The sequence below is a fragment of the Pseudoduganella sp. R-31 genome (genome assembly GCF_049913235.1).
In the GTDB taxonomy this organism is placed as follows: Bacteria; Pseudomonadota; Gammaproteobacteria; order Burkholderiales; family Burkholderiaceae_D; genus Rugamonas.
Genome location: NZ_CP183986.1, coordinates 3280873 through 3307264, shown reverse-complemented (window position 1 = coordinate 3307264; position 26392 = coordinate 3280873). Strand labels below are relative to the sequence as shown.

General features: G+C 63.5%; 23 protein-coding genes and 2 pseudogenes. 9 read left to right on the top strand and 16 right to left on the bottom strand.

From position 1 onward, the window contains the following. Window positions 1-11 precede the first annotated feature (11 nt). On the top strand, window positions 12-800 hold the full coding sequence (locus ACN9MY_RS15190; RefSeq protein ID WP_426337589.1) for a substrate-binding periplasmic protein: 789 nt from the start codon (window positions 12-14) through the stop codon (window positions 798-800). On the opposite strand, the gene sugE is transcribed toward ACN9MY_RS15190, so the two are convergent. Further along, the gene (sugE, locus tag ACN9MY_RS15185; RefSeq protein WP_426337588.1) at window positions 797-1117 is read right to left on the bottom strand and encodes a quaternary ammonium compound efflux SMR transporter SugE; all 321 of its coding nucleotides are present in this window, start codon (window positions 1115-1117) and stop codon (window positions 797-799) included. The genes ACN9MY_RS15190 and sugE overlap by 4 nt on opposite strands. A gap of 124 nt (window positions 1118-1241) precedes the next feature. On the opposite strand from sugE, the gene ACN9MY_RS15180 reads away from it, so the two are divergent. The 3 genes from ACN9MY_RS15180 to ACN9MY_RS15170 all read left to right on the top strand — a co-directional run bounded on the left by ACN9MY_RS15180 (window position 1242) and on the right by ACN9MY_RS15170 (window position 3042). Then, entirely contained in the window at window positions 1242-1601 is a 360-nt protein-coding gene (locus ACN9MY_RS15180) for a DUF1304 domain-containing protein (protein ID WP_426337587.1), read from the top strand. A gap of 80 nt (window positions 1602-1681) precedes the next feature. Further along, on the top strand, window positions 1682-1990 hold the full coding sequence (locus ACN9MY_RS15175) for an ArsR/SmtB family transcription factor (RefSeq protein ID WP_426337586.1): 309 nt from the start codon (window positions 1682-1684) through the stop codon (window positions 1988-1990). Further along, a complete protein-coding gene (locus ACN9MY_RS15170; RefSeq protein WP_426323434.1) occupies window positions 1987-3042 on the top strand; it encodes an alkene reductase in 1056 nt (351 codons plus the stop codon). Before ACN9MY_RS15175 ends, ACN9MY_RS15170 begins: the two co-directional genes overlap by 4 nt. Window positions 3043-3141: 99 nt before the next feature. Here the strand turns inward: ACN9MY_RS15170 and ACN9MY_RS15165 are convergent, their stop codons facing one another. The 7 genes from ACN9MY_RS15165 to ACN9MY_RS15135 form a co-directional block, all read right to left on the bottom strand. Next, window positions 3142-4080, bottom strand: a complete 939-nt coding sequence (locus ACN9MY_RS15165; RefSeq protein WP_426323432.1) for an MBL fold metallo-hydrolase — start codon at window positions 4078-4080, stop codon at window positions 3142-3144. Window positions 4081-4131: 51 nt separating this feature from the next. Next, window positions 4132-5382 (bottom strand): acetate kinase, encoded by a 1251-nt coding sequence (locus tag ACN9MY_RS15160; RefSeq protein WP_426323760.1) that lies wholly within the window; start codon window positions 5380-5382, stop codon window positions 4132-4134. A gap of 37 nt (window positions 5383-5419) precedes the next feature. After that, entirely contained in the window at window positions 5420-5842 is a 423-nt protein-coding gene (locus tag ACN9MY_RS15155; RefSeq protein WP_426323430.1) for a hypothetical protein, read from the bottom strand. 12 nt (window positions 5843-5854) lie between these two features. Next, a complete protein-coding gene (locus ACN9MY_RS15150) occupies window positions 5855-6523 on the bottom strand; it encodes a C39 family peptidase (RefSeq protein ID WP_426323428.1) in 669 nt (222 codons plus the stop codon). After that, window positions 6520-6933: a hypothetical protein gene (locus ACN9MY_RS15145; RefSeq protein ID WP_426337585.1), complete on the bottom strand. Its 414-nt coding sequence runs from the start codon at window positions 6931-6933 to the stop codon at window positions 6520-6522. Before ACN9MY_RS15145 ends, ACN9MY_RS15150 begins: the two co-directional genes overlap by 4 nt. Window positions 6934-6946: 13 nt before the next feature. Continuing rightward, entirely contained in the window at window positions 6947-8743 is a 1797-nt protein-coding gene (locus tag ACN9MY_RS15140; RefSeq protein WP_426323424.1) for a hypothetical protein, read from the bottom strand. 255 nt (window positions 8744-8998) lie between these two features. Then, the gene (locus ACN9MY_RS15135; RefSeq protein WP_426171813.1) at window positions 8999-10342 is read right to left on the bottom strand and encodes a sigma 54-interacting transcriptional regulator; all 1344 of its coding nucleotides are present in this window, start codon (window positions 10340-10342) and stop codon (window positions 8999-9001) included. A 196-nt stretch (window positions 10343-10538) separates the two neighbouring features. On the opposite strand from ACN9MY_RS15135, the gene ACN9MY_RS15130 reads away from it, so the two are divergent. Then, window positions 10539-11054 carry a 1-acyl-sn-glycerol-3-phosphate acyltransferase gene (locus ACN9MY_RS15130; protein WP_426171812.1) on the top strand — a complete coding sequence of 172 codons (516 nt, stop codon included), beginning with the start codon at window positions 10539-10541 and terminating at the stop codon, window positions 11052-11054. Here ACN9MY_RS15130 and ureB read toward each other — a convergent pair. The 5 genes from ureB to ACN9MY_RS15105 form a co-directional block, all read right to left on the bottom strand. Further along, the gene (ureB, locus tag ACN9MY_RS15125; RefSeq protein ID WP_057264856.1) at window positions 11032-11304 is read right to left on the bottom strand and encodes an urease subunit beta; all 273 of its coding nucleotides are present in this window, start codon (window positions 11302-11304) and stop codon (window positions 11032-11034) included. The genes ACN9MY_RS15130 and ureB overlap by 23 nt on opposite strands. Window positions 11305-11373: 69 nt before the next feature. Further along, on the bottom strand, window positions 11374-13122 hold the full coding sequence (locus ACN9MY_RS15120; protein ID WP_426171810.1) for a DUF885 domain-containing protein: 1749 nt from the start codon (window positions 13120-13122) through the stop codon (window positions 11374-11376). Window positions 13123-13267: 145 nt separating this feature from the next. Further along, on the bottom strand, window positions 13268-14896 hold the full coding sequence (locus tag ACN9MY_RS15115) for a SulP family inorganic anion transporter (RefSeq protein WP_426337584.1): 1629 nt from the start codon (window positions 14894-14896) through the stop codon (window positions 13268-13270). After that, on the bottom strand, window positions 14896-15465 hold the full coding sequence (locus tag ACN9MY_RS15110; protein WP_426323415.1) for a TetR/AcrR family transcriptional regulator: 570 nt from the start codon (window positions 15463-15465) through the stop codon (window positions 14896-14898). Before ACN9MY_RS15110 ends, ACN9MY_RS15115 begins: the two co-directional genes overlap by 1 nt. Window positions 15466-15576: 111 nt before the next feature. Then, window positions 15577-16950 carry a diguanylate cyclase gene (locus tag ACN9MY_RS15105; RefSeq protein WP_426337583.1) on the bottom strand — a complete coding sequence of 458 codons (1374 nt, stop codon included), beginning with the start codon at window positions 16948-16950 and terminating at the stop codon, window positions 15577-15579. A gap of 188 nt (window positions 16951-17138) precedes the next feature. On the opposite strand from ACN9MY_RS15105, the gene ACN9MY_RS15100 reads away from it, so the two are divergent. Then, a complete protein-coding gene (locus tag ACN9MY_RS15100) occupies window positions 17139-18122 on the top strand; it encodes an SDR family oxidoreductase (RefSeq protein ID WP_426323411.1) in 984 nt (327 codons plus the stop codon). A 2-nt stretch (window positions 18123-18124) separates the two neighbouring features. Beyond that, a complete protein-coding gene (locus ACN9MY_RS15095) occupies window positions 18125-19117 on the top strand; it encodes a Ku protein (protein WP_426337582.1) in 993 nt (330 codons plus the stop codon). Window positions 19118-19212: 95 nt separating this feature from the next. Here the strand turns inward: ACN9MY_RS15095 and ligD are convergent, their stop codons facing one another. Then, window positions 19213-21663 carry a DNA ligase D gene (gene ligD, locus ACN9MY_RS15090; RefSeq protein ID WP_426337581.1) on the bottom strand — a complete coding sequence of 817 codons (2451 nt, stop codon included), beginning with the start codon at window positions 21661-21663 and terminating at the stop codon, window positions 19213-19215. A 190-nt stretch (window positions 21664-21853) separates the two neighbouring features. Here ligD and ACN9MY_RS15085 point away from each other — a divergent pair, with 190 nt between their 5' ends. Further along, window positions 21854-22237 (top strand): hypothetical protein, encoded by a 384-nt coding sequence (locus ACN9MY_RS15085; protein WP_426171798.1) that lies wholly within the window; start codon window positions 21854-21856, stop codon window positions 22235-22237. Between the two features lie 826 nt (window positions 22238-23063). Beyond that, a complete protein-coding gene (locus ACN9MY_RS15080) occupies window positions 23064-23396 on the top strand; it encodes a hypothetical protein (RefSeq protein WP_426337580.1) in 333 nt (110 codons plus the stop codon). Window positions 23397-24350: 954 nt separating this feature from the next. Here the strand turns inward: ACN9MY_RS15080 and ACN9MY_RS15075 are convergent. Beyond that, window positions 24351-24812: pseudogene (locus ACN9MY_RS15075) on the bottom strand (IS66 family transposase); the annotation flags it as partial. Between the two features lie 34 nt (window positions 24813-24846). Next, window positions 24847-26391 (bottom strand): annotated as a pseudogene (gene tnpC / locus ACN9MY_RS15070) (IS66 family transposase). Window position 26392 lies beyond the last annotated feature (1 nt).

Here is a 26392-nt window from a genome sequence, read left to right as displayed (position 1 = left end):
GGGGTAACAAGATGAATATATTCCCGCTTACCGCGCTTGGCACGCTCCTGTTCGCGACCCTCCCCATAGCGGCAGTCGCCACTGAATTTGTACTGCGCGTCACCGGCCAGGAAAGCCTGCCGCCAAAATGGATCCAGCAGGACGGGCGCGCTTCGACCGGGGTCTGCCCCGACATCCTTGCCGCCATCTCCCGCGTTGAACCGCGCCTTCGTTTCACGGGACTGGACGACATCCGTTCGGTCCTGGTGATCGAACAGAACCTGCGCCTCGGCAACGCCGAAATTGCCTGCGCCCTGGTCTCCACCCCATTGCGCCGCCATATCGCCATCGCCATTCCGCAACCCTTGTACGTTTCGCGCCAGCGCCTGGCCGCTGCCGCCGACGACACAGCCGAAATCAATTCGCTGGACGACCTTGCTCGCCTGAAGCCGCTGGTCACCACTTCGCGCGGCGCGGCCTATATCGACCAGTTGCGCGCGCTCGGCATCACGGTCGACGACAGCACCGGCAGCAACGTGACCAACCTGCGCAAGATCCTGGCCGGCCATGGGCGCTATTTCTATATGAACGAGTTGACCTTGCACTGGCTGATACGCGAGCAAAAACTGCAGGACAGGATCAAGCTGATGCCAGCCGTGCTGAAAGAGGACTCTATGTTCTTGTGGTTGAGCAAGAAGGCGCCCCCACAGGCGGCGCCGCTGCTGGCGGCGGCAGTCAAAAAGCTCAGCGACAGCGGCGAACTGGCACGCATTTATGCGCGCTGGTCGGATGAGTCGGGCGTCGGCCCGCGCAACGATTAATGCGGCGACAGGATTTTCAGCCCGGCAATGCCCAGCACGATCATGGCGATGCACACCAGCCGCACCAAGCTGGCCGGCTCGTCCAGCATCATGATGCCCCAGATGACGGTGCCCACGGTACCGATGCCGGTCCAGATGGCGTAGGCGGTTCCCAGCGGCAGTGAACGCAGCGCCAGCCCAAGCAGGATCACGCTGCCGGCCATGGCGGCCAGCGTCACGGCGCTCGGCACCAGCCTGGTGAAACCTTCGGTGTATTTGAGTCCGACGGCCCAGACGACTTCCAGCAGGCCGGCGAGTAACAGGACGATCCAGTGCATGATGTTCTCCCAAGTCATGACGGGGTCGTCCCCGCCTGGCTCCCTGGTCTTGCGGCGAGGTCGTCCCCGCGGGAGAAGGCCGACAGTATATCATTGGGGGTCCAAACTTTCAGGGAGCCCCCCAATGCTGCTGTTCGCACAGATCGCCGTTGCCATCGTCCTGCTGATCCACGTCTATATCGTGCTGCTGGAAACCGTCCTCTTCGATACCCGCGGCCGCCGCGCGTTCGGCCTGTCGTCGGAAAAGGCGGCCATCGTCAAGCCGGCCATGTCGAACCAGGGCTGCTATAACGGCTTCCTGGTGGCGGCGCTGGCGGTGGGTTTGCTGCATGGCGAGCCGGCAGTGCGTTCCGCCTTCATCACATACGGCCTGCTGTGCGTGGCCGTGGCGGGCATCTGGGGCGGGCTGACCGTCAGCAAACGCATTCTCTTCGTGCAGACCGTGCCGGCCGTCGTGGCGCTGGTGCTCTACCGATTAGCATAAAAACAAGGCTTGAAATCCATCGACATGCTCCGATATACGTATCGGCTTTTTCCGATATACTTATCGTGAAACACCGAAATATGACTGACTCCATTGACATTGATGCAATCCACAAGGCCCTGGCCAACCCGGTCCGGCGCCAGATACTGTCCTGGCTGAAAGAGCCGGAGGCCTGGTTCAGCGAGCAGCTCGCACCGCTGTCGCTGGGCGTCTGCGCCGGCATGATCGACAAGCAGGCCGGCCTCTCGCAATCGACCGTTTCCGGCCACCTCGCCATCTTGCAGAAGGCGGGACTGGTGACGGTGCAGCGGGTCGGCCAGTGGAATTTCTTCAAGCGCAATGAGGAGGTCATCCTGCAATTTATTGAGCATGAGAGGAATACCTTATGAGCACCCTGTTCGACCCCATCACTATCGGCGCGCTGACCCTGAAGAACCGCGTCGTCATGGCTCCCCTGACCCGCTCGCGCGCCACCGGCGGCAAGCGCGTGCCAAATGCTTTGATGGCCGAGTATTACGCGCAGCGCTCCTCCGCGGGCCTGATCATCAGCGAAGCCACTTCGGTGACTCCGCAGGGCGTGGGCTATGAAAACACCCCCGGCATCTGGTCCGATGAGCAGGTCGAAGGCTGGAAGCTGGTGACCGAAGCCGTGCATGCCAAGGGCGGCAAGATCGTGCTGCAACTGTGGCATGTGGGCCGTATCTCCGACCCTAGCCTGCTCGATGGCCAGGCGCCTGTCGCGCCAAGCGCAATCGCGGCCAAGGGCAATGTAAGCCTGCTGCGCCCTCCGCGCCCCTATTCCGTGCCGCGCGCGCTGGATACCGAGGAGATTGCGGGCGTCGTCGAGGCATACCGCAAGGGTGCCGAGAATGCCAAAAAGGCCGGCTTCGACGGCGTGGAAATCCACGGCGCCAATGGCTACCTGCTCGACCAGTTCCTGCAGGATTCAACCAACCAGCGCACCGACCAATACGGCGGCAGCGTTGAGAACCGTGCCCGCCTGATGCTGGAAGTGACCGATGCCGTGATCGGCGTCTGGGGTGCGGACCGCGTCGGCATGCACCTGGCGCCGCGCCGCGATGCGCATGACATGGGCGATTCGACCCCGGCCGAGACCTTCGGCTATGTGGCGCGCGAACTGGGCAAGCGCGGTATTGCCTTCATCGCGGCACGCGAGGCGGTTGGCGATGATTCGCTGGGTCCGTTGCTGAAGCGTGAGTTTGGCGGGGTCTATATCGCCAACGAGAAGTTTGATGTGGCGGGGGCGCAGGCTGCGCTGGCAGAAGGCCGCGCCGATGCGATTGCCTGGGGCAAGGACTTCATCGCGAATCCGGACCTGCCGCGCCGCCTGCAGACCGGTGCCGCGCTGAATGCGCAGCGCCCTGAGTTGTTCTACGGCCCGTCGGCGGAAGGGTATACCGATTATCCAGCGCTGGCCTGAACCTGGTAAACCAGTGTCTGACCCACAGGGTCAGACACTTGACTCGCGGCCGTCGCGTACAAGTGTCTGACCCTGCGGGTCAGACACAGGTTTACCGGTTCAACGGTTCGCCGAATAGTTCACCGGGAAGAACTTATACCCCTTCCCCTCACTACGCAAATGCCCCACCCCCGGGAACGGCAAGTGCGCCGCCCCCATCCAATACCCCTGCTTCGCCGCCTCGGCAAACGCCGCCTTGCGCTGCGCCAGGGCCGCTTTCGAATCGCTGTCGAACTGGATCGTCACGCCCGGATCAGGGAACTGCACCGCCGCGTTGTGCATCAAGTCGCCAATCAGCACCAGCTTCTGCCCCTTGCTTTCCACCACATAGGTGGTGTGGCCCGGCGTATGGCCATAGCTTGAAGTCGAACGCACGCCCGGCACCAGTTCGGTATTGCCCTCAAACGGTTTCACCTTGCCCGCATAGCCGGACACCGCGCTCATCGGCCCCTGGAAATTGCCCTTCGCCTCGGCACTGGCATTATCGAGGTTCGCTTTGCTCAGGAAGAAGTCGGCATCGCGCTTGTCCATGCGCACCACGGCATTCGGAAACGCCGGCTTGTCCTGCCCGCCCAGGCCGCCGACGTGGTCGCCATGCAGGTGGGTGATGTAGATCTCGTCAACCTGCTCCGGCTGGTAACCGGCTGCTTTCAGGCTGGTCAGGATATTGCCCAGGGTCGGCCCGAACAGGCTGCCGGCGCCGGTATCGATCAGCACCAGCTTCGAGCCGGTATTGACCAGGAAAGCGTTGACCGAAGTCTCAACCGGCGACTTCAGGAAACTGTGCTCCAGGGATTTGGTCGTTTTCTCAGGCTTCTGGTTCAGCAGCTGGTCCATCGGCAGGTCGATCGTGCCGTCGTTCAGTACGGTGACTTCGAAGTCGCCCACATTCATGCGATAGAAGCCGGGCGCCTGGGTCTTGGCCATCGGCGCTGCAGCGTGGGCGGCGCCTGCAATGGCGGCAATTGCGAACGGTACGGCGAGCTTTTTCAGGATCATTCGATCTCCTTCTTGTTAGTTGCCAAAACGCTAGATTAGCGTAAACGGCAACTACATGCTTGTCGGTACCCGCAGCATGACGGAGACATCCGGCGTATCCCGCGTCAGCCCTGCCCCCACCGAGACATTGACCGTCTGCTTCGGGTTCAGCCGGTAAGAAAAGCCGACCAGCAAGGTACCCAGTTGCGTGCGCACTGAGCCCGGCGCCGGCACGCCATTCTGCCTGGTGCGGGCAATGGAACTGTGGTCGTAGCCAAAGCTGAGGGAGGCCTTTTCATTCAGCGCCAGCCCGACACCGAAATTGAAGCCGATGACCGCCCCCGGCTTGACCGTGCCGAGCGGCTCGCGTTCCCCATCGAGCACCAGCCGGCTCAGGTTCTTGCGCTGGAAGTTGTGCAGGTAGCTGACGCTGCCGAACAGCACGGCGGGGTCAGTCGGATACAGCCAGGTCAGGCTGGGTTGCAAGGCATAAAAGCCGGAACCGGTTGGCAGCTCCAGTGGCAAGCCGGTGCCGGTGGCGTTTTCGCCAATGCAGCGCCGCACGCAGTCGGTCACGACCTCAAAGGGATCGCGGCCGGTGCGCGTCTTGAAGCGCAGGCCGGCGACGTAATAGGGCTTTTCGGCGCCGCCATCGTTGAGCTGGTGGCGCAGCGAGAGTTCGACGTCGCCCAGCGCGCGGCCGCTCACATCAAATACCTTTTCCACCGCCGAGCCGGTGAACACTTCGCGGCTCACGGTCGAGTCCGAGCGGTAAATGTAAGGCAGGCGCAGTTCGAGCTCAGTGCGGTTGCTCAGTCCATAGCGCCCGCTCAGCGTGGCGGTGCTGGTATTGCGCTTGACTTCGCGCACGTCGATCAGGCCGATCAGCAAGGCGGGGATGATGGTGTAGCCCACCAGGGCGACGCGGTTGCTCGACGAATAGCCGAACTGGAAGGCCGGTTCGAGCACGAGCTTGCCGCGCCCGGTCAGGACGCCGGGGCTTTCAAAGATAGGCGCCACTTCAGGCGGCTTGCTGTCGCGCTTTGGCGGCTGGCCCACCGCCAATGCCGGCTGCGCCGGGCCGGACGGCGCCGGCGCCTGTCCGGGTGGCGGGACGTTGGGTTGCGGCTGGCTTTGCGCAGCCCCTGTGCCGCGCGCGGACGCCAGGCGCTCCTCAGCCACCTGGCGCCGCAAATCCTCCAGCAGCGCCCTTTGCTCGGCCAGCGCCTTTTTCAACTCGGTCAACTCGGCTGCAAGCTCGGCGTTGCTGCGCTGCTGCACCGGCATCTGGGCCAGCGTCGCCTGGCTGGCGACAATCAGCATCCCGGCCGCGAATTTCTTTGAAAGCATCGCTCCCTCCCTAGCGGGGCACAATGACGTTCGACAAGGCCTGGCGCAGGTTGCCCTCCAGGTTCAGGCTCTTCAAGGTCGACAGCGCGTTGACGGTGAGGTCGATCGTGGTCAGGCTGCGGATCAACTGCCCGTTCGTATTGTTCTGCACCAGCATCGGCGCCAGCGCAGCCCCGGCCTGCGGCGAATTCGCCAGCCGCGCCACATCGGCCAGTTCCACGCGATTGCGCGCCACCACCACGCCATTGACTTCGACGATGCGCTCCACGCCCAGCGCGACCAGCAGGCCGTTGCCGTTCTCAAAGCCGCCACGGGCCTCTTCGAGACGCGCCTCCGGCGCCGGCGCCCAGCCTTCAGGCGGCCCCTGTCCCTGCGCCATGGCAGGCATCGCCAGCAACAGCAACAAGCCGCTGACGCCGATTCTTCGCTTCATGCCGCCCTCCCTTCAAAAATCCCCGGCGCCCAGCTTCGGCACCGTCACGTCGCGCAGGCTGTCGCGCATGATCCCTTCCGACAGCATCGCCTGCGGCGCCACACGCCAGTCCGCGGTTTCATTGAAGCGCGGCTTGCCGGGCCGGCCATGAATCACGAACAGCAGGCGGTTCTGCCAGATCGCCTCGAACCCTTGGCGTGACAAGGCGCGCGTGCCGCCGGCCGGATCGCCCAGCAGCACACGCTCGCCCTGCACGCCCTTGACCACGACGAAGTGGCGATAGCCGTTGTCGGCCACCAGCACGATCGCCGGCAAGCCGGCCTGCGCCAGCTTGTCCAGCGGCTGTTCGAAGCCGTCCGCAGTGAAGCCACGCGTGGCCAGGTAGCGCTTCATGTCCAGCAGCGAAAAGCCCTCGCGCCGGATGCGCGCCTGGTCGCCGCGCACGAACATGTCACGGAAAATTTCCTGCTCCGAGACCTGGAAATCGTAGTGGTGGCTGAGCAAAGTCGCCAGCGCGGCCGAACCACAACTGAAATCGTATTGCTGTCTTACCGTCGTGCGGAAGCGCGCCTCCTTCAGGCTGGTCACCGGCAGCACAAAACTGGCGCCGCCGGCTGAAAAGTCGGCGGCCTGCGCGGCAAATGCCGGCAGCAATGCCAGAACGCTGAAGAGGCCTCTCATTTGATCTGCACGTTGACGATGGTTGCATTCTGGATCAGCACGTTGGCGCCGGAATTCTGGATCACCATCGGCATACCCGACGCGTTGCTGAACGCACCGTCAGTCACGATATTGGCGCCGGTAACGACGTTCACCGCGCTGTTGTTGGCCACGGTGCCGGCCAGCTTCATATCGCTCCACGGCGCATCGCTGCCGCCGCGCATCTGCTCAAGGCGCTCATCCTGCGCGGGGCGCTCGTTGCCGGCCAGCGCAGGCCGCGGCGCAGGCGGCGATTCCGGCGGGGACGGGCCCGCCGCCGCAGCCAGCGGGCCAAGCGGCAGCGCCCCCACCCACGGGGACGCCACCGCCAGGCCCGGCACCAAGGCGGCGCACAGGGCCAGGACTTGCACTGGCCTGCCTAAGCTTCGCATGATGCTGTGCCGGCTATTTGCCCACAGCCAGGTTGGCCTGCACGTTCACGCTCTGCTGCACCAGCGAGGACATGCCGTTGTTCTGGCTGATCACCATGATGCCCGCAGCCGACTGGCCGACCCCGCTCATGGTGTTCGACATGTCGAAGGTGCCCGCAGTCACGCTATTGGTGCCGCCAGCCCCGCCGTTGCCGCCCGTGGCATTGCCGCCGGTCGCGTTGCCGGCAGTATTGGTGCCGCCGTCGCCGCCCGCACCGGCCACGTTGCCGCCGCCGCCGGCGCCGCCAGCACCGCCGTCACCAGCCGTGGCGCTGCCGTTGGTCGCCGCGCCGCCAGTGCCCGCCGCACCGGTGCCGCTGCCGCCGGTCGCCGCTCCGCCGGTGCCGCCGCCCGCAGCGCCGCTCGAGCCGGCAGTATTGCTTGCCAGGCCGCTGGAACCGCCGTTGCCGCCGTTGCCGCCGGCCGCACCAGCACCGCCGGTGCTGGTGCCATTGCCGCCAGCCGCACCGCCGCCGCCTGCGCCGCCGGTACCGGCAGCACCCGCACCGCCGGTAGCCGCCACTGCGCCGCTGCCGCCGCCGGCACCGGAGCTGTTGGCGCCGCCTGCAGCGCCGTTGCCTGCCGTATTGCTGGCTGCCGCGCCGCTACCGCCCGCTGCGCCGGCACCGCCGCCGCCGCCCGCGCCGCCCGTGCCGCCCGCGCCGCTGGTGCCGGCACCGGAAGTCGATGCGTTGCCGGTATTGGCCGAACGGCCATCAGCCGTGCCGGTGGTGCCGCCAGTGCTGTTCTGGTCGCCCATGCCGGGGATGGTCAGCGGCTCGGTGCCGCTGGTGCCGTTCAACGCAGTATTGCTCGAGCCCGCGCTGCCGCTCGATGCGGCGCCGCCGGTCGAAGTCTGGCTCGACGTCGAAGCACCGGTTGCGACACTGCCGGTAGCCCCTGCCATGCCGCCGGCGCCCGCCGCTCCGCCAGCGCCGCCCATGCCGCCCGCACCGCCGGCGGCGGCACCAGTCGAACCGCCGTCGCCGCCGCGGGCGCCGGTCGCCGCGCCACTGGCGCCGCCAGCACCGCTGCCTGCAGTGCCAACCACGCCGCCCGCGCCGCCTGCTGCCGCGCCGCCTGCGCCACCGGCCCCGCCAGCGCCGGCGACCACAATGCCGCCTGCGCCACCGGCGCCGCCTTCACCGCCGCGCGCACCATCGCCGCCGCGGCCGCTTGCCGCACCGGCAGCCAGTCCGCCAGCACCGGTGGTTCCACCGGTTCCCGCCCCGGCCATGGCTGCACCGCCCGAGCCGCCGCCGCCGCTGCCATTGCCGCCGACCGCGCTGCCATTGAACGCCACGCCGCCGGTCGCACCTGCCGCGCCGGCGCCGCCGTTCGAGGCGCCGCCAGCGCCGCCGGTACCATTGGCATTACCGCCCGCGGCCCCGCCAGCAAGGGCAGCCGCACCCGCACCGCCATTGGCATTGCCGCCGTTGCTGGCCACGTTGCCGATATTGTTGATCGTATTGTTGGTGACAGTGCCGGTCAGCGTGCTGACCGCGGTCGCTGTCGACGTATTGAAGGCGTTGGTCATCGACGATGTCGCTGTCGCACCGTTGTTGGCTGCCGCGGCGCCGGCTGCGGCCGCATCGGCGGCGCCGGTACTGTTGTTGTTGGCGTTGGCCTGGCTGCTGTCCTGTGTCGCCGTGGAATTGTCATTGGCCTGGGCGCCCGGCCCGGTCTGGCTCACATTGGGCGGCGGTGTCTCCTGCGCGAATGCACTACCCATCGCCAGTGCAATGGCTGCTGCTAGCAAAGTTTTCTTCATCTCGTCCTCGCTGATGTCGTGTTCTTCAAGTGCCCGCAATGCTGGGGCCAGAACCCATATCGCAAGCTTGATGCCACCTGTCCTAAGCTGTTGAAATTGCTCGACTTTGGTGCGGCGGTGCAGCAAGTGGCGTGCATGATTGAGGCAAGTTTGTCACGCATCTGTGACACAAGCGTGGCCACGCAGTGCCTTTCTCCATGGGAGACAAGGCTTGCAGGACAGTGTCACATCGGTGTTACGCGGCTGTACGCCAGCTCAGTCTTCGCCGCGGCGCGAGGGCCGCTGGATACCGTGTTTCGCCATCAGGCGATACAGCGTCATGCGCGATACGCCAAGCTCGCGCGCCACGGCAGTGATACTGTGGCCGGCATCGAGACGGCCTTGCAGGGCCGTCCGTTCGGCGCTGGCGCGCGCGGCGCCGAGATCTTCGGCAGCGGCCGCGCTGTCGCTGCCATCCAGCTCGAGGTCGTGCGGCTGGATCAGGGCGCCGTCGGCCATCACGGCCGCGCGCCGCACGCGATTCAACAGCTCGCGCACATTGCCCGGCCAGTCATGCGCGCGCAGCGCCCGCAGCGCACTATTGCTGAAGCCGCGCACGCGCCGTGCACGTTCCGTGGCATAACTGTGGAAAACTTCTTGCGCCAACGCCACCACGTCATCGCGCCGCTCGCGCAAGGCCGGCACTTGCAAGGTCAGGACATTGAGCCGGTAAAACAAATCTTCCCGGAACAAGCCGCGTTTCACCGCATCGTCCAGCTTGACGTGCGACGCGGCAATCACGCGCGCATCGACCGGCACGCTGCGCGTCCCGCCCACGCGGTAAATGGTTTTCTCCTGCAGGAAACGCAGCAGGTTGGCCTGCAGCTCGAGCGGCAGGTCGCCGATCTCGTCAAGGAAAATGGAGCCGCCGCTGGCCGATTCGATCAAGCCGCACTTGCCGGGACCGGCGCCGGTAAAGGCGCCCTTCTCGTAACCGAACAATTCCGACTGCACCAGCGAGGCCGGGATCGCGCCGCAATTGATGGGCACGAAGGGCCCGTCGCGCCGTCCCGAATGCTCGTGGATGGCACGCGCCACGAGCTCCTTGCCGGTCCCGCTTTCGCCCCAGATCAGCACGGGCGCATCGGCGCTCGCTACTTTCAGTATCCGCTGGCGCAGCAAGGTGATGGCTGTACTGGTGCCGGTCAGCCGCATCGCCTGGCATGCTTCCGGCAAATGGCCGAGGCCGGAAAGCGCAGCCAGTCCGAGCGCGTGGCCCAAGGTATGGCTGAGCCGCTCGGCATCCAGCGGCCAGGTGTGGAAGTCGACGCAATGGTCATGCACCAGCTGGCGGAAGGCGGCCTCTTCCAATGCCTGGGGGAGGAAGACCGCAACCCAGCGCGGCCGGCTGTGGCGGCGCAAAAAATGATCGAGTTCGGCAAGCGAGGCGGTCCAATCGTCCAGCACCAGCAAGCCCACCGGGAAATGCTGTTCGCGCAAGGCCGCCGCCGCCTCGGCCAGGCCGCACACGTGGCAGACGTCGAACGTTTGGCCTGCGGCAAGCAACGCCGCCGGCAGCGCTGCCGTTGTAGCGGCGACGCACAACACTTGCCTTGTCATAATTTCACCTTGCTGCCCCGAGGACCGGCAGGATAGAATACCGCCGCACAAATTTTCAGCACCAGAAGTTACAAACTCTTAATGGTGCAATTCAAACAATGGGGAAGGCATGGATCAATATAAGCTAGAGGCGGACAAACTGCCAACACTAAAGCAGCGCGTCGCCTTACGCATGTTGCATGCTTTCGGATGGCAAATGAAGTTCAAGCCGCTGCCCGGGCCGCGCGGCATCGCCGTAGTCTACCCGCACACGTCGAACTGGGACTTCATCATCGGCGTACTGGGCAAATGGGCGCTGGACCTGCCGTTCCGCTGGCTGGCCAAGGACAGCCTGTTCAAGATTCCACTGCTGGGCCGCTGGTTCTACTACCTCGGCGGTGCGCCGGTCGACCGCAGCGCGCCGCAAGGCCTGATCCAGGCCCAGGCCGATGCGATGATGAAGGAAGACTGGTATTGGGTCGGCATCACGCCGGAAGGCACGCGCGGCTACAAGCCTTACTGGAAAAGCGGCTTCTACCAGTTGGCGCTGGCCGCCAAGGTGCCGCTGGTGCTGGTCTATATGGATTATCCGAACAAGACCCTGGGGCTGGTCGAGCACGTCTGGCTGACCGGCGATGAAGATCAGGACATGGCGGCCATTCGCGCCGGTTTCGAAGGCCACCTCGGCAAGCATCCCGAGCTGATGGCGCCTATCGTCTTGCGCCAGCGCTGAAGCCGGCCACCTCCGCATCCCCCTCGAGGCGCACCAGCGTGATGGTGTGCGCCTTGCCCGGTTCGAAACGCAGCGCCGTTCCCGGCGCGATATCGAGCCGCATGCCATAGGCCTTCCAGCGCTCGAACTGCAGCGCCGAATCGACTTCAAAAAAGTGGAAATGGGAGCCGACCTGGATAGGACGGTTCCCCTGGTTTGTTACGGTAAGCGTAGTGCGATCAGTCATGTGACCTATATCTGCAAGACTCATGCCAGTAATTTCAAGTGATTTTCTCACTTTTTTTGCACCAGCATAAGGCAATGCACCACGCAGGTGCGCTTATTCTTTCGGATAAGGGCTCTTGCCGCCGCCGGCGATGAATTCATCGATGCGCGCCTGCAGCACCGGCAGCGGTACCGAGCCCAGTTCCAGGATGGTGTCGTGGAAGGCGCGGATGTCGAACTTGCTGCCCAGGGCCTGCTCCGCCTTCTTGCGCGCTTCGAAGATCGCCATTTCGCCCAGGTAGTAGGACAGCGCCTGGCCCGGCCACGAGATATAGCGATCGACCTCGGTCATGATTTCGTGCGAGGACAGCGCGGTATTCTCCATCAGGTACTTCTGCGCCTGCTCGCGCGTCCAGCCTTTGGCGTGCACGCCGGTGTCCACCACCAGGCGCGAGGCGCGCCAGGCCTGGTAGCTCAGCATGCCGAACACTTCATATGGCGTCTCGTAGATGCCCATCTCGGTGCCCAGGCGCTCGGAATACAGCGCCCAGCCCTCGCCATAAGCGGAGATATAGGCGTTGCGGAACGGCGGACGCCCCTTCTGCTCCAGCGCGATAGGCATCTGGAAGGCGTGGCCCGGCGCCGATTCATGCAGCGTCAGCGCCGGCAGCGAATACAGCGGGCGGGCCGGCAGGTTGTAGGTGTTGACCCAGTAGCCGCCAGGTCCGCCGCGTCCCGAGGTATAGAACGGCGCGATTTCCGGCGCCACCGGGATGATGGCGAAGCGGCTGCGCGGCAGGCGGCCGAAGTAGTCGGCCACCTTGCCGTCGAACTTCTTGGCGATCCAGGCCGCGCGCATCAGCAGTTCTTCCGGCGTCTTGGCGTAGAACTGCGGATCGGTGCGCAGGAACTGCAGGAAGGCCGGCAGGTCGCCCTTGAAGCCGACCTGTTTCATCACCTCCTGCATTTCGGCGCGGATCTTCGCCATCTCGTCCAGGCCGATCTGGTGGATCTGCTCGGCCGTCAGGTTGGTCGTCGTGAATTCGACAATCTTGGATTGGTAATACGCCTTGCCGTCAGGGTAGCTCTCGGCAGCCAGGGTTTCCTTGGCTTTCGGGACGTATTCCTCGCGCATGAATTTCAGCAGCGCCGCGTGGGCCGGGATGACTTTTTCGCGGATCGCCTGCAAGCCCTGCGCCTTCAGCGCTTCCTGTTCGGCGGCCGGGATCACGTTCGGCATTTCCTTGAACGGCTTGAAGAACACCACGTCCTCCAGCTTGGCTTCGGTGACCGAGGTGATCGACTTGTCGCGGCCTTCCAGCGTGATCTTCGGCGGCGTGAAGCCGCGCGCCAGGCCAGCGCGCATATTGGCGATCTCCTCGCTGAAGTAGCGCGGCACGTCGTTCAGCTGCGCCACGTAGTTGCGATAGTCTTCGGCGGTGCGGAAGGACTTGCGCGCCTCGCCCGCCAGGTTGCCCCAGAACGAAGAATCGGCGTTCAGCGGTTTTTCGTATTCGCGGAAGCGCTGGTTATCCAGCAGCGCCGCGACCTGTGCGCGGTACACCTGGTAGTTGATGCGCTCCTTGTTCGAAAGCTGTTCGGGCTTGATGCTTTCGAGTTGGCGCAGCGTCTCTTCCCATTTCTTCTGGCGCTCCAGTTGCACCGCCAGGCTGACGTTCGGCAGCCTGCTCTCGACGCCGCGCACATCGTCCTCATCGTCTTCCAGCCTTTGCTGCAGGCGCCACTTCCACTCCGCCTGGTGGATGGCGGTGAAACGGGCGTCGGCACTACCGGGTTTGGCTGCTGCAAAGGATGGAGAACTGAAGGCTGCTGCGATGGCGAGTGCTGCGACAATCTGTTTCATGGTGCTCCCGAAGCTCAGGTTGGTAACGGTTCCGGGAGTGTACCTTACGGCCAAAGGACTGGCGGCGTCAATGGCGGGATTGTGCCGGAACGTATCAGGCCGCGGATGGAATCAACCGAGGCGGCGCCCATGCCCGATCCGCAGGCTACTGCAGATGCTTGTCGGCGATGTCGATACTGAGAAAGACCTGGCCATTCAGCGTTTGCAGCAGGTCGGACTGGCGCAGCCGGTCCATCACCGGACCTTTGACCTCGGCCAGGTGGAAGCCGATGCCGCGCCGCGCCAGGCTCTGGTTCAACTCCGACAGCGCGAACAGCGCCGACGTATCGATCGAGCTGACCGCCGTCATCACCAGCACCAGGTGGCGCGCGGCCGGATGGCTGCGCAACTCGTCCTCGATGCGCTCCTGCACCGCTTCCACATTCCCGAAAAACAGGTTGGCATCGATGCGCAATGCCAGCAGCTCCGGCCGGGTCTCGGCAGGATAGCGCTCGATATTGCGGAAATGCTCGCTTCCGGCGATGCGGCCCAGCACCGCGATATGCGGCCGGCTGGCGCGCCAGATCAGGGTCCCCATCGATAGCGCCACGCCCACCAGCACGCCAGCCTCCACGCCCAGCGCCACCACGCCTGCCGCGCTGGCAAACCACGCCAATGCATCGCCGCGGTCATAGCGCCAGGCCGTGCGCAGGGTACCCAGTTCCAGCATGCCCAGCACAGCGACGATGATGGTTGCGGCCAGCACCGGCATCGGCAGCAGGGCCAGCCAGCCGGTTGGGGCCACCAGCGCCAGGGACAGCAAGCCGGCGGTGATGATGCTGGCCAAAGGCGTTTGCGCGCCGGCCGCAAAATTCACCGCGGAGCGCGACATGCTGCCGGTGACGGGAAAAGCGCCCGATACCATGCTGGCCACATTGGCAGCGCCCAGGCCAATCAGCTCACGGTTGCTGACCAGTTTTTCATTGCGCTTCAAGGCCAGCGACTGCGCCGCCGACATGCTCATGATGAAGACCACGAAGCCGACCAGCAGGCCCGGTTTCGCAAGCTGCTGCCAGTGCGCCTGCGACATGGCCAGATTCAGTTGCGGCAGGCCGCTCGGCACCTCGCCCGTGGTTTGCACGCCCATCGCTTCCAGTCCCAGCAGCTGCACCAGCACCAGGCCAAGCATCACGACCAGCATCGGCGCCAGGCGCGTTGCCATGTCGGCGCCCGCCGCTTTCATGCCGAGGGAGCGCAGCAGCCGCGCCAGATGGCTGCGCGACAGCACCAGCAGCAGCACGGAGCCTATGCCCATGGCCGCGCTCGGGCCGTGCCAGTGCGGCAGTTCAGCGCCCAGCAAAGGCTTGAGCTGGCCCCAGGCGATCACCAGCGCGGAACCGACGGTAAAGCCGCTCATCACAGGACGCGAGAAGAAATTGGCGAGGAAGCCAAGCCGCAGCAGGCCGCACAACAGCAACACCGCGCCCGCCACCAGCGCCAGTTGCGCCGCCAGCACCGAATACAGGCCGGAACCGGCAGCCGCCATCGGGCCGATGATCGCCGCCGTCATCAGCGACACAATGGCCATCGGCCCGACCGATTGCGTCATGCTGGTGCCGAATATTGCGTAGACAACGGGCGGCAGGATGCTGGCGTAAATGCCCGTCACCGGCGGCAGGCCGGCCACCAGCGCATAGGCCATGCCTTGCGGGATCATCATCATTGCCACCACGATGCCCGCACTGATATCGCCCGGCAGCATTGCGCGCCGGTAGTGTCGCAGCCAGGCCAGCATTAGCGTTCCTGTTCCAGCGAGGACAGCACGGCTGCCAGGATTTCGTCGGACTGCTTTTTATCCGCCACCGAGCGGGCCAGGACCAGGCCGCCGACCATCGCGGCATAGGTGGCAATGGCATCGCGCCGCGCCTGCGCCGGTTCGCCGGGCAGCGCCTGCGCCAGCGCCTCTAGCTGCGCCTGGAAGCTCTCGTCCATCGCATGCCGCACTTCCGGGCCGACGCGCGAAACATCGGGACCGAGCGACGCCAGTGCGCAGCCCTTGCCGGGGTTGTCGCGGTGTTTGGAAGTCAGGTACATATGGGCCAGTGCAGCGCGCGGATTGGCCGGCTGCTCGGCCAGCAATTCGCTCCAGCGCTTGGCGGAATTCTCCATCGCCTTGCCGAAAGCCTCGGCCAGCAGGTCTTCCTTCGAGGCGAAATGGCCGTAAAAGCCGCCGTGCGTCAGGCCGGCGCTTTTCATCAGGTCCGCCACGCCGATGCCGTCGTAGCCCTTTTCCCGGAATAAGCGGGATGCCGTTTCAACAATGCGCTCGCGGTTCTGCGCCGCCTGTTCCCTACTGACACGCATGATCTTCTCCTTGATTATTTTTATTATGGATGTAATATATCACACGTGGATGACGATCGTCATCTATCTATCGTGCTTTGCGGCGGCTTGCCAGGGCGAGCCGCCGGCTTTTTAGCGTGCCATGGCCAGTTCGACGCAATTGCGCCCTGCCCGCTTGGCGCGGTGCAGCGCGGCCTCCAGCCGCGTCACCAGCTCGGAAGCACCTTCGTCGGGAGCCAGCTGGGCCACGCTGAAACTGGCCGTGACGGTATCGCCGCCGGGCAGCTCGGTGGCGGCGATCGTCTCGCGCAATTCTTCAGCCAGCTTGTAGGCATCGATCGCCACGGTGTGCGTGGCGATGATCATGAATTGTTCGCCGCGCATGCGCGCTATCGTGTCCGAATTGCGCAGGCGCGACTGCACCATGGCAGACAGCACGGCCAGCGCACGGTCGCCCGTCGTATAGCCATGCAGTTCATTGATGGTGCGGAAGCCATCGAGGTCGAAAGCGATCACCGCCAGCGGCACGGCGTAGCGGCGCGCACGCCGGATTTCCCCGTCCAGCACCTGTTCGCCCTGGCGCCGGTTGGATACGCCTGTCAAGCCATCGAACGGGGTGATCTGGGTGATTTCCAGGCCCAGCGCATTGTTCTGTTGGCGCAGGTCGCTCATCACCATGCCAAAGCTGATCAGTTGTGCGGCTGAACCGAAGCAGCTGAAATGCTCGCGGCTCATGACCAGCGGCCGGTCGAACAGCATGCAGACGGCGCCCAGCAACGGACCGCCGGGTTCGCCGCGCAAGGGGAAGGCCAGCAGCATGTGCACGCCCTGCTCTTCCAGCATTTCCGTCAGCTCCGTGTCCCCCGTTTTGGACGGCGCATCGAGCAGCACCATTTCGCCGCGCCGCACAGGCGCTTCCAGCAGTTCATCGCGGCCCCCCAGCACTTCCTTGATATCGAGGTCGACGCGCCCATCCTGGGCCACCAGCCGCAGCGCGCCCTCGTCGACCGCCTGCAGCAAGGATGCATGGCAAATACCGGGATAGCTGCACAACGCATTGCAGATGCGGGCGCCCATCCGTTCCATTTCTTCCGAACCGTAGAGTGCACGCTGCAAGCTGCGCTGGATCGCCAGCAAGTCATTCAGGTCCGCTTCCAGGTCCAGCAAATGCTGCTGGGCCGACGCCTTGGTGTTGGCGGCAGGCGCCAGCAGCGCGGCCACGGCTTCGCTGAGGTCGTCCGGTGCGATGGGTGTGATGCGATAAGCCAGCGGTCCTTGCGCCATCAGCTCAGCCATGGTCGAGGAGCGGGTGTAGGGGCACAGCACCAGCACCGGCGCGCCGGCGCGGCTACGCACCAGCGCCGCCAGCTCATTGCCGGCCGCCATCGCAGGGCCATCGAGGTCGATGATGAGCAGGGAAATCTTGTTATGCGCCATCGCATGGCGTGCGCTGGCAATGCTGTCCGCAGTCAGCAAGCGATCGAACGACTCAGCGCAAGCGGTCATGAATTCCTGGCGTCGCGCAGGATCGGGATGGAGGAAAAGGCCGGTACGGTGACGTCGGCCCGCAGCAGTAGGCATTGGGTTAGTTTGCCACAAGTTCACTGCAGACAACATCCCTATTTATGTGTGGGAGCGCACGGTTAGCAACGTTGCTGCGGCGAATACTGGACTTCCGAGCACAGGAGGAAGTCATGGGCAATTCGCAACAAAAGACTGGCGCGGGCAGCGAACAGCGCACCGTCCAGCAAGAACAGGACCAGCGCGACGCGGCCAAGCCAAAGGCCGAGGAGCAGAAACAGCCGGCACAGGCCGGGACGCACGAATTCCCGGCGCCGCCGCTGCCCGGGCAGCACCTGGAAAAGCCCGGCCTTGAACACCAGATGCAATTGAAGCCGCAATTCATGGCGCCCGGCTATTGCGGCAGCGGCAAGCTCGCCGGCATGGCTGCCGTGATTACGGGCGGCGACTCCGGCATCGGACGCGCGGTCGCAGTGCTGTATGCCCGCGAAGGCGCGGATGTCGCGCTGGTCTACCTGGCCGAGGAACAGCAGGATGCGGACGAAACCAGGAAATACATCGAGGCCGAAGGGCAGCGCTGCCTCCTGATTCCAGGCGATGTACGCGACCCTGCCTTCTGCCGCCATGCCATCGACGAAGTCCTGCGGGGCTTCGGCAAGGTCGACATCCTGGTCAACAACGCCGCCTTCCAGGAGCATGCCGGCTCGCTCGAGGACTTGTCGGAAGAGCGCTTCGATCTGACCATGAAGACCAATATCTACGGCTACTTCCACATGGCAAAGGCGGCGCTGCCGCATATGAAAAGCGGCAGTTCGATCCTGAATACCGGCTCGGTGGTAGGCCTGCGCGGCTCGAAAAAACTGCTGGACTACTCGACCACCAAGGGCGCGATCCACGCCTTCACGATGTCGCTGGCATCCAACCTGCTCGAGAAAGGCATCCGCGTCAACGCGGTGGCGCCCGGTCCGGTGTGGACGCCCCTGAACCCGGCCGACCAGTCGCCCGACAAGATCAAGGAATTCGGCGCGCAGACCGATATGCATCGCCCTGCACAGCCGGAAGAGATTTCGCCGGCCTTCGTCTTCCTGGCAGCGCCTTCGTGCGCCAGCTATATCACCGGTATCGTCTTGCCGATCACCGGCAGTATCGGAGAGTAAAGATGGCACGAGCACTCTGGAAAGGCGCGATCAGTTTCGGCCTGGTGCACATCCCTGTGGAGCTGCACAAGGCGGTGGAGTCGCACGACCTTGACCTGACCATGCTGGACAAGCGCGACTTCTCGCCGATCGGATTCAAGCGCTACAACAAGGGCACCGGCAAGGAAGTCACCTGGGACAATATCGTCAAAGGCTACGAATATTCGGATGGCGAGTACGTGGTGCTCAGCGACGAAGACTTGCGGCTGGCGAACCCGAAGGCGACGCAGACCATCGACATCATGGCCTTCGTCGACGCCGATTCAGTGCCGCTGACGTTCTATGAAACGCCCTACTACCTCTCGCCCGGACGCGGCGGCGACAAGGTCTACGCCCTGCTGCGCCAGACACTGAGCAAGGCGGGCAGGATTGCGATTGCGACCGTCGTGATCCGCACGCGGCAACACCTGTGCGCGCTGGTCTCCGTCGGCGACGGCATCATCATGAACACGCTGCGCTACGCGACCGAAATCCGCAATCCCGAAGACCTCAAGCTGCCGGGCGATTCCGGCATCACCGACAAGGAGCTGAAAATGGCCCTGTCGCTGGTCGAGGAAATGAGCGAAAAGTGGAATCCCAAGGGATACCACGACACTTACCGCGAAGACGTGCTCAAGCTGGTCGAGAAAAAGGTCAAGGCCGGACAGACCCACACGCTGACCGAGCCGACTGGCGAAGCGCCGGTGCCGAAAGCCAGCAATGTGGTCGACCTGGTCGCCCTGCTGAAGCAAAGCCTTGGGTCGAAAGGCCGCACGGCAGCCGCTGCTGAAGAGGAGGAAGGCGAGGAAGCAGCGCCACGCGCACCGCGCGCGCGTCGCAGTACCAGCACAGGCGCAAGCAAGACCCGCAGCACAAGTTCCTCGCGCTCCACGTCATCGGCGAAACCCGCCGCCAAGCGCACCAGCGCAGCCAAGTCCGCCGCCAAAACAAGCAGCCCCCGTCGAAAAGCCGCCTGAACACAGTTCGCAAGTCAGCGGCCAACAAAAATCGGGGCTGACCCTTGGGTCAGACCCCGATCGCACGTTGCCGCGTGCCGTAACAGGCTCCCCAGTTACTCGACAGCCCCGATCGCCTTCATCGCTGGCGCCAGGCCAACGGCGGCCTTCGCATAATCCGCCCACGGCGCATTGCCGACATCCAGCCGCGTATGCGCCGTGGCAACCGTCCAGTGATCGCCGCCGCGCAACGAGGCTAGTTCATCCCAGGCCACAGGCACCGAAATCCCAAGCCCGGGCCGCGCGCGGGCCGACCACGCGGCCACGGTGGTCGCGCCACGCCCATTTCGCAGGTAGTCAATGAAGATTTTGCCAACCCGGTTCTTCGGCCCGCTCTTGAAGGCGAACCTGTCCGGCAGCGTCGTCGCCATGTGCTCCACCACCTGCTTGCTGAAGGCTTTCACCGTATCCCAGTCGTAGTACGGCTTGATCGGCACCACCACGTGCAGCCCCTTGCCGCCGCTGGTCTTGAGGAAGCACGGCAGCCCCAGTTCATCCAGGAAGGCATGCACCAGTTGCGCCGCCTCCTGCATCTGCGACCATTCGACGCCGCTGCCGGGGTCGAGGTCGAACAAGATGCGGTTTGGTTTCTCGTAAGTGCGGCCGAACGCGTTCTGCGTATGGAATTCGATCACATTGAACTGGGCGGCCGCCAGCAGGGCCTGGGTGGTGGCCACTTCCAGCATCGGCGGGTGGTCGGGGTCAAGCTCCCGGGGAAACTCCTTCAGTCCACGCAGCTTGCTGACATCGGCGTGCTTCTGGAAAAACAGCTCGGAGCCAACACCTTCCGGTGCGCGCAGCAGAGCCACGGGGCGCCCCTTGGTGTGCTCCAGCATCAAGTCGGCGACCAGGGCGTAATAGCGCACCATGTCGATCTTCTTGATTCCGCTGGCCGGGTCGACCAGCCGGTCCGGATTGGTGACTTTGAGTGAGGCGGGCAGTTTGCTTTGCACGGTTTCCTCCTCCACGTGGGCTGGCACTTCGCGGCTGATTTCACCGGCCTTTTTATCCTTGCGCAGGCCCTGGAATACGGAATGGCGGATCGAGCCGCCGCGCGTCCATTCGCCGAAGCTGACTTCCGCCACGAGCTGCGGCTTGACCCAGTGCGCCTTGCGGGCAATGGCCTTGCTGGTGGCAAACGGGCTTTCGTCTGCTTTCAGGTGCTTCAGTTTATCCGCAAGATCGCGCAGGGTCTTGTCATTGAAACCCGTGCCGACATTACCGGCGTAATGCAGCTCGCCATCCTTGCCATAGACGCCGAGCAGCAGCGAACCGATCCCGGTACGGCTGCCCTGCGGGTCAGTGTAGCCGCCGATGACAAACTCCTGGCGCTGGGCGCATTTGAGCTTGATCCAGTCACGCGAACGGCGCTCCGTGTAGGTAGAGTCGCGGCGTTTGCCGATGACGCCTTCAAGCCCCATCTTGCAGGCAGCGGCCAGCATTTCGTCGGGAGAAGCCTGCAGGACGGCGCTCAGGCGCACCGTGTCGCCCTTGACCTTGGCCATTGCCGCCTCCAGCCTGGCGCGGCGCTCATCGAGCGGCAGGCCGCGCAAGTCCTCACCGCCAAGGTAAGGCGCATCGAACAGGAAGTAGACGATATCCTTGGTACGCTGGCCATCGAAGGCCTGCTGCAACAGGCCGAAATCAGGGCGCCCTTCTTCGTTGTGGATTACGATTTCGCCGTCGTACCAGCCGTCCGGCAGCCTGGCCTTGGCCAGCGCCGCCCGCAACGGTTCGAGCTTGTGCGTCCAGTCGTTGCGGTTGCGGGTATGCAGGGTGATGTCGCCGTCTTCGATGCGGGCCAGCAGGCGGTAACCGTCGTATTTGACTTCGAACAGCCAGTCTTCGGGTGTCGAAGGCGGACCGTCGACCAATGTCGCCAACTCCGGTTCAAGCTCCGCGGGCAGGCGTTTGATGCGCGGCGCAGCCACGCGCTCGGCGACCGGCGCCGCAGCCGCTGCGCCAAGCGATTTGACGCTATCAGGCATTTCATCGACGACGCTGAACTCAGCGGCAGGACGCACGTATTCATCCTTCTCCTTGATCAGAAGCCACGGCTCCTTGTCCTCGCCTTTGCCGCGCATGCGAACCAGGGCCCAGCGGCCGTGCATCTTGTGGCCGTGCAGGTTGAACACCAGCTTGCCCGCCCGGTAGCCCTTGCGCGGATCCTCGACCGGCTCCCAGGTGCCGCGGTCCCAGATGATCACCTTGCCAGCGCCGTACTGTTTTTCGGGAATGGTGCCCTCGAACTCGTTATACGAAATCGGATGGTCCTCAACGTGCACCGCCATGCGCTTGTCATGGGTGTCGTAGCTGGGGCCTTTCGGCACGGCCCAGCTTTTCATCGTGCCGTCGAGCTCCAGGCGGAAATCGTAGTGCAGGCGACGCGCCCAGTGTTTCTGGATAACGAAGGCCAGCCGCCCCCGTCCCGGCTGGCCTCCCTCTGCGGGTTCCGGCGTGATGCTGAAGTCCCGCTTCGCCTTGTAAGTCTTGAGTGCGTCCTTCATGTCAGCACTGTACGGGCAGCGCCGCGCCGGCACGGTTACCTGCCGCACTTTGTAAGCAGTTTTGGCAGATGTAACCATGTGTAAAGGCCGTCAACTAGCGCGGCTTTGGCATCGTTTTTAGGCTCAGTGACACGGCAATAGTGCACGACACCCCAAACGACTCACCCAATTCTCTCCGAGGAGCTTGACCATGAAGAAGACCATCGCCACCCTGATCGCCGGCCTGTTCGCAACCGCTGCCTTCGCCCAAGCCCCGGCTGCCGGCGGCCACGCAGCCAAGCCTGCCGCTGCCCCGATGCCTGCTGCTACCGCAGCCGCTCCGGCAACGCCAGCAACTCCAGCTGTTCCAGCTACCCCGGCGGTTCCTGCTGAAAAAGGCAGCAAGGCGACTCCTGCAACTCCTGCTACCCCAGCCGTAGCTGCTACCCCAGCCTCCTCGGCCACCGCTGCTGCCCCGGCCGCATCGCACGAGCACTCCAGCGCCACCAAGGAAGTGAAAAAGACCAAGCACTCCAAAAAAACCGCTGCATCCAAAGAAGTAGCCGCTGCCAAGGAAGCCGCACCGGCTAAGTAATCCACGCCGCCGATTCCCCAGCCGCCAGCGCGCCTCCCGAATCCGCCTCCAAACCGGAATGGCGCGCTGGCCGAGCGGGGACCAATCGCGGCATCTTTCTCCCGGCCTGGCAGGGTTCTCCGCTGACCAGGCGGGCTTTTTTGCGTCCGCGAGCAATGCGCCATATCATTGGCTTTTCGTTACAACTGAAACGCTTGTAAATATTCAGTCTCTACAGTTCTTGACCTTGACGGCTGCGAACAAAATGCACTCAGTCGGGAAGTGCGAACTGGCCCTGCCGCCTCAAAACGTCAACGCACTGCCGAAAGCGTCACGGGATTGACGCCTTTAAAAGTCTCTGCGTGGCTATCTAACCATCTGCGCTCTTGGACTTCCTTTAAATGGTCCAAGCATCCACCGCCCAAGCTTGGAGATTGGAGCCCTTTTGGATTCCTCGCTAAACACGACAGGGCACGATGAGTTCTTATGCCACGAGTCATTCCACCTTAGCGACGGAGGCGCCACTTCGCGTTGGGCAGTTATGAGGTACCGAAGAAGACCTACGCTGCAAACACCTGACGAGCGATGCGCCACGCCTACGACAAGCAAGAGCTCTACTAGACAACCTCGAACGACGGCCGTAGGCAATAGGCTACACTGTCCCGCAAATCGCATACAACCGCCACTATCTGGGCAACTCCGCCGCAGAGTGGTCGAAACAAAAGAAGAATCAGCTGGGAAATATTTGTTGCCCAAACCATAAGCATGGGAGATAATACTGCCGGAAAATTGACGCCCGCTTTTTGGTGGTTCTCTGGGCAAGCAAGATGAAAAATTGGCACCCAACATGAATAAATTTTTTAAAGTTCTTACATCTTCAATCGGCGTAGCTTTTTGTGGAATAGTTTTTTCCCCAGCATATGCCCAAGTAAACTACTATACCGAGTTAAACAAGACTATTAAATCCCTGGGAGCTCAAGGAACCGGTTTTTATGTCTTCTTTGTGGAGCCGGTTAACTCTGCTTGTCCTGGCGGGATTATGTATGTCGATCCGTCGAAGAAGGGACTATACACCCAGCTGCTGGCCGCAAAGCTGACGGGAAAGCGCCTTAGTCGAATTGACTTCAACCAAAGTAACGGCGCTGCATGTAACCTTGATCTGGTTGAAATCTCAGAATAAAGGTGGTCGTAGTTTCTTTTGATTGAATTGTGTTGCCAAACTGGCCAGCCAATGCAGCGGACCGAGGCCATTAAGCTTGGCAGCACCCAGCAAAGTCTGCATGGCGGCAGCACGCGGGCCGGTGCACTCCGAGTCGGGGCAGCGCGCCCGCGCCCGCCAGCTTGAGTGCACGCTCAATGGTCTTGCGAGTGCCGCTGCCTGGCGCTACCGCCGGCTGCATAGCCCGCAGCCGCACAGGCAGATCAGCCAAGGCAGGTAAGTCCTGCGACCGGCGAAGTTGCCGCCGAAATCGAACACGATAATGGGCGGCCCTGTAATGCCCCCCTGGATTCCTGCTCAGGTGATAACGCAGAAAGGACATCACGTGAGCATGGTCATGGATCCTGCGTGATTTCCGTGACCGTCTTCACCCCGCGCACAGCCTCCAGAGCCACCTTGGCCTTGAATTCCGCCGTATGCACCCTGCGTTTTTTACCTCCACTCATTTGCTATCGTCCTTTCGCGGACGACAACTTAAACCACCGCCTCAAATTCGGGGTCCATACATGGACGCCCCCAATTTACAAGGTCTTTTCACTTCATGATGACCGGCCAAGTTTAGATTGCAGCCATACATCCGGACTTTTTATGAGGCGGCAAACCTCTGTCCGTGATAGAATTTGCTGGCTGAGCCGCGCTCTAAGCGCCGTGGACCCAAAGATTTTCTCGACCTCGGTCTGACCTGTCCTGCCATCACTGTGTGTTTGCCCAAGCAACCATTTGAGAGATTGCCTCCTCCATTCCTTTCTTCGGTTTTTTCATCCGGCCGGCCCAACTATGCGAATGCGCCAGCAGGGGCATAGTTGGACTGGAACTTGCGGTCCTTGGCCAATAGCGCCCAAGCGATCCTGGCGTTCTTATTGGGCTGCGCAACTGACACCACGTTCGCATTGCGCCGTCTTAACAACCCTTGAAACCAGGTGCCGGCACCGGAATTGGTGTGTCGTCAGCCTGCAGCTTGGTGGCGGCAAACACATGGCGTCGCACCGCATCAACCAAAGGGCGCAGTAAGCTGCTGGTGGCACCAACCCAATTGACCGGCAGCGAACGATCCAGCTCGACGCCGTCACGTGCATAGATCACGCTCTGGCGATACAGCGGCAGGTAGTCGGCGTACTTTGCCACCAGCACGTGAGCCAGCAGGCCAGGGCCAGCAATTCCTCGCTGCACCGGGCGGCTTGGCGCAGGTGCCTGTACGATGACGTCGCAGCAGCTGCAGGCTAGCTTCGGGCGCACGTCGCGTATCACGCGGAAGCTGGCTGGCATATATTCCAGCTGCTCCGATACATCCTCGCCAAGGTGGCGCAAGCCACCGCCGCATGCGGGACAAGCATCGACCTCCGGTTTATGCACACGTTCATCGCGTGGCAGATGATCTAAGCGGCCGGCCCTACCACTCTAGGCAGCATCACTAAGACTGCGTAGAGTTCGGGAATGGCAGCAACGAATCGATCTGGCTGTTTGGGCACGTCGGGAGACGTTCCAATACGCTGGCCAGCCAATGCAGCGGATCGAGGCCATTAAGCTTAGCAGTACCCAGCAAAGTCTGGATGGCGGCAGCGCGTCGGCCAGCGCGCTCCGAGCCGGCAAAGAGCCAGTTCTTCTTGCCAATGGCGATCGGGCGGATCGCATTCTCGACGGCGTTATTGTCGATCGGGAAGGTGCCCGAGTCGGCGTAGCGTACCAGTGCTGGCCAGCGCTTGAGGGCATGCTCGATGGCGTTGCGAGTGCCACTGCCAGGCGCTACCGCCGGCTGCATCGCCAGTAGCCAGGCATGCAGGTCGGCCAGTGCAGGCAGGGCCTGCGATCGGCGAAGCTGCAGCCGTGCCTCCGGCGTCAAGCTGGCAGCCTGCCGTTCGATGGCGTACAAGGCACCGATGCGCTGCAGCGCTTCGGCCGCCACTGGGCTGCCATTGGCAGCGTGCAGGTCGAAAAATTTCCTCCGCACGTGCGCCAGGCATGCGAGCTCGGTCACGCCATCGGAAAATAGCGCCTTATAGCCGGCATAGTCGTCGACCATGAGGTGGCCGCGCCATCCCTCCAGGAAAGCGCGGGCATGGGCGCCAGCGCGTCCAGTCTGGTAATCAAACACGATGATGGGCGGCCCCTCATCAAGGCTGTTGGAGCGATAGGCCCACAAGTAGGCTTGCCGTGTTTTCCCTTGACCGGGGTCGAGTTGGCGCACTGGCGTTTCATCGGCATGAAGGCATGGGCGCTGCCGCAACAACTGCGCCAGCCGGTCGCACAGCGGCTGCAACGCCACGCCGACCTTGCCAAGCCATTCCGCCAGCGTCGAGCGCGCAAGGGTTACGCCCTGGCGGGAGGCGATCTGCTCCAGCAGGTACAGCGGCAAGTGATCGGCGTATTTGCTGACCGCCACCCACGCCAGAAGGCCCGGGACTGCCATGCCGCCGTCAATCACCGCTGGCGGGATCGGTGCCGCCGTCACCGTTTCGCAGCCACGGCAGGCGTATTGTGGGTGGATGTGGCGGTGCACGAAGAAGCGTGCAGGTTCCACGTCCAGCTGCTCGCTGACGTCCTCGCCGATCTTGACCAGGTCGCGGCCGCAGGCTTCGCACTGGCAGGACGATGGCTCATGGCGATGCTCGATGCGCGGCAGTTCAGGCGGCAGAGGCTGGCGGCCGGCACGGCTGCGCGGCTAGAATTCGCGCTTGCCCTGCAGCTCTTCCAATTCCGCCTCCAGCGCTGCCAGGTCGGTAGCCATGGTTTCGCCGAACAATTCCAGCTGATCGCCGCTATACGCTTCATTGGCCTTGCCGAACTTGATGCGCTTCATGTGCGCCAATTCCAACGTCAACGCCTGAATCTTGAAGTCTTTGGACTTTCCTGCTGCGGCCAATTCGTCCTGTTGCACGCGCAAGGACTGCAGTTGCTCGCCCTGCGCGGCAAGCAGCGCTGCATTCGCCGCAATTTGCTCATCCTTCTTGGCCAGCATA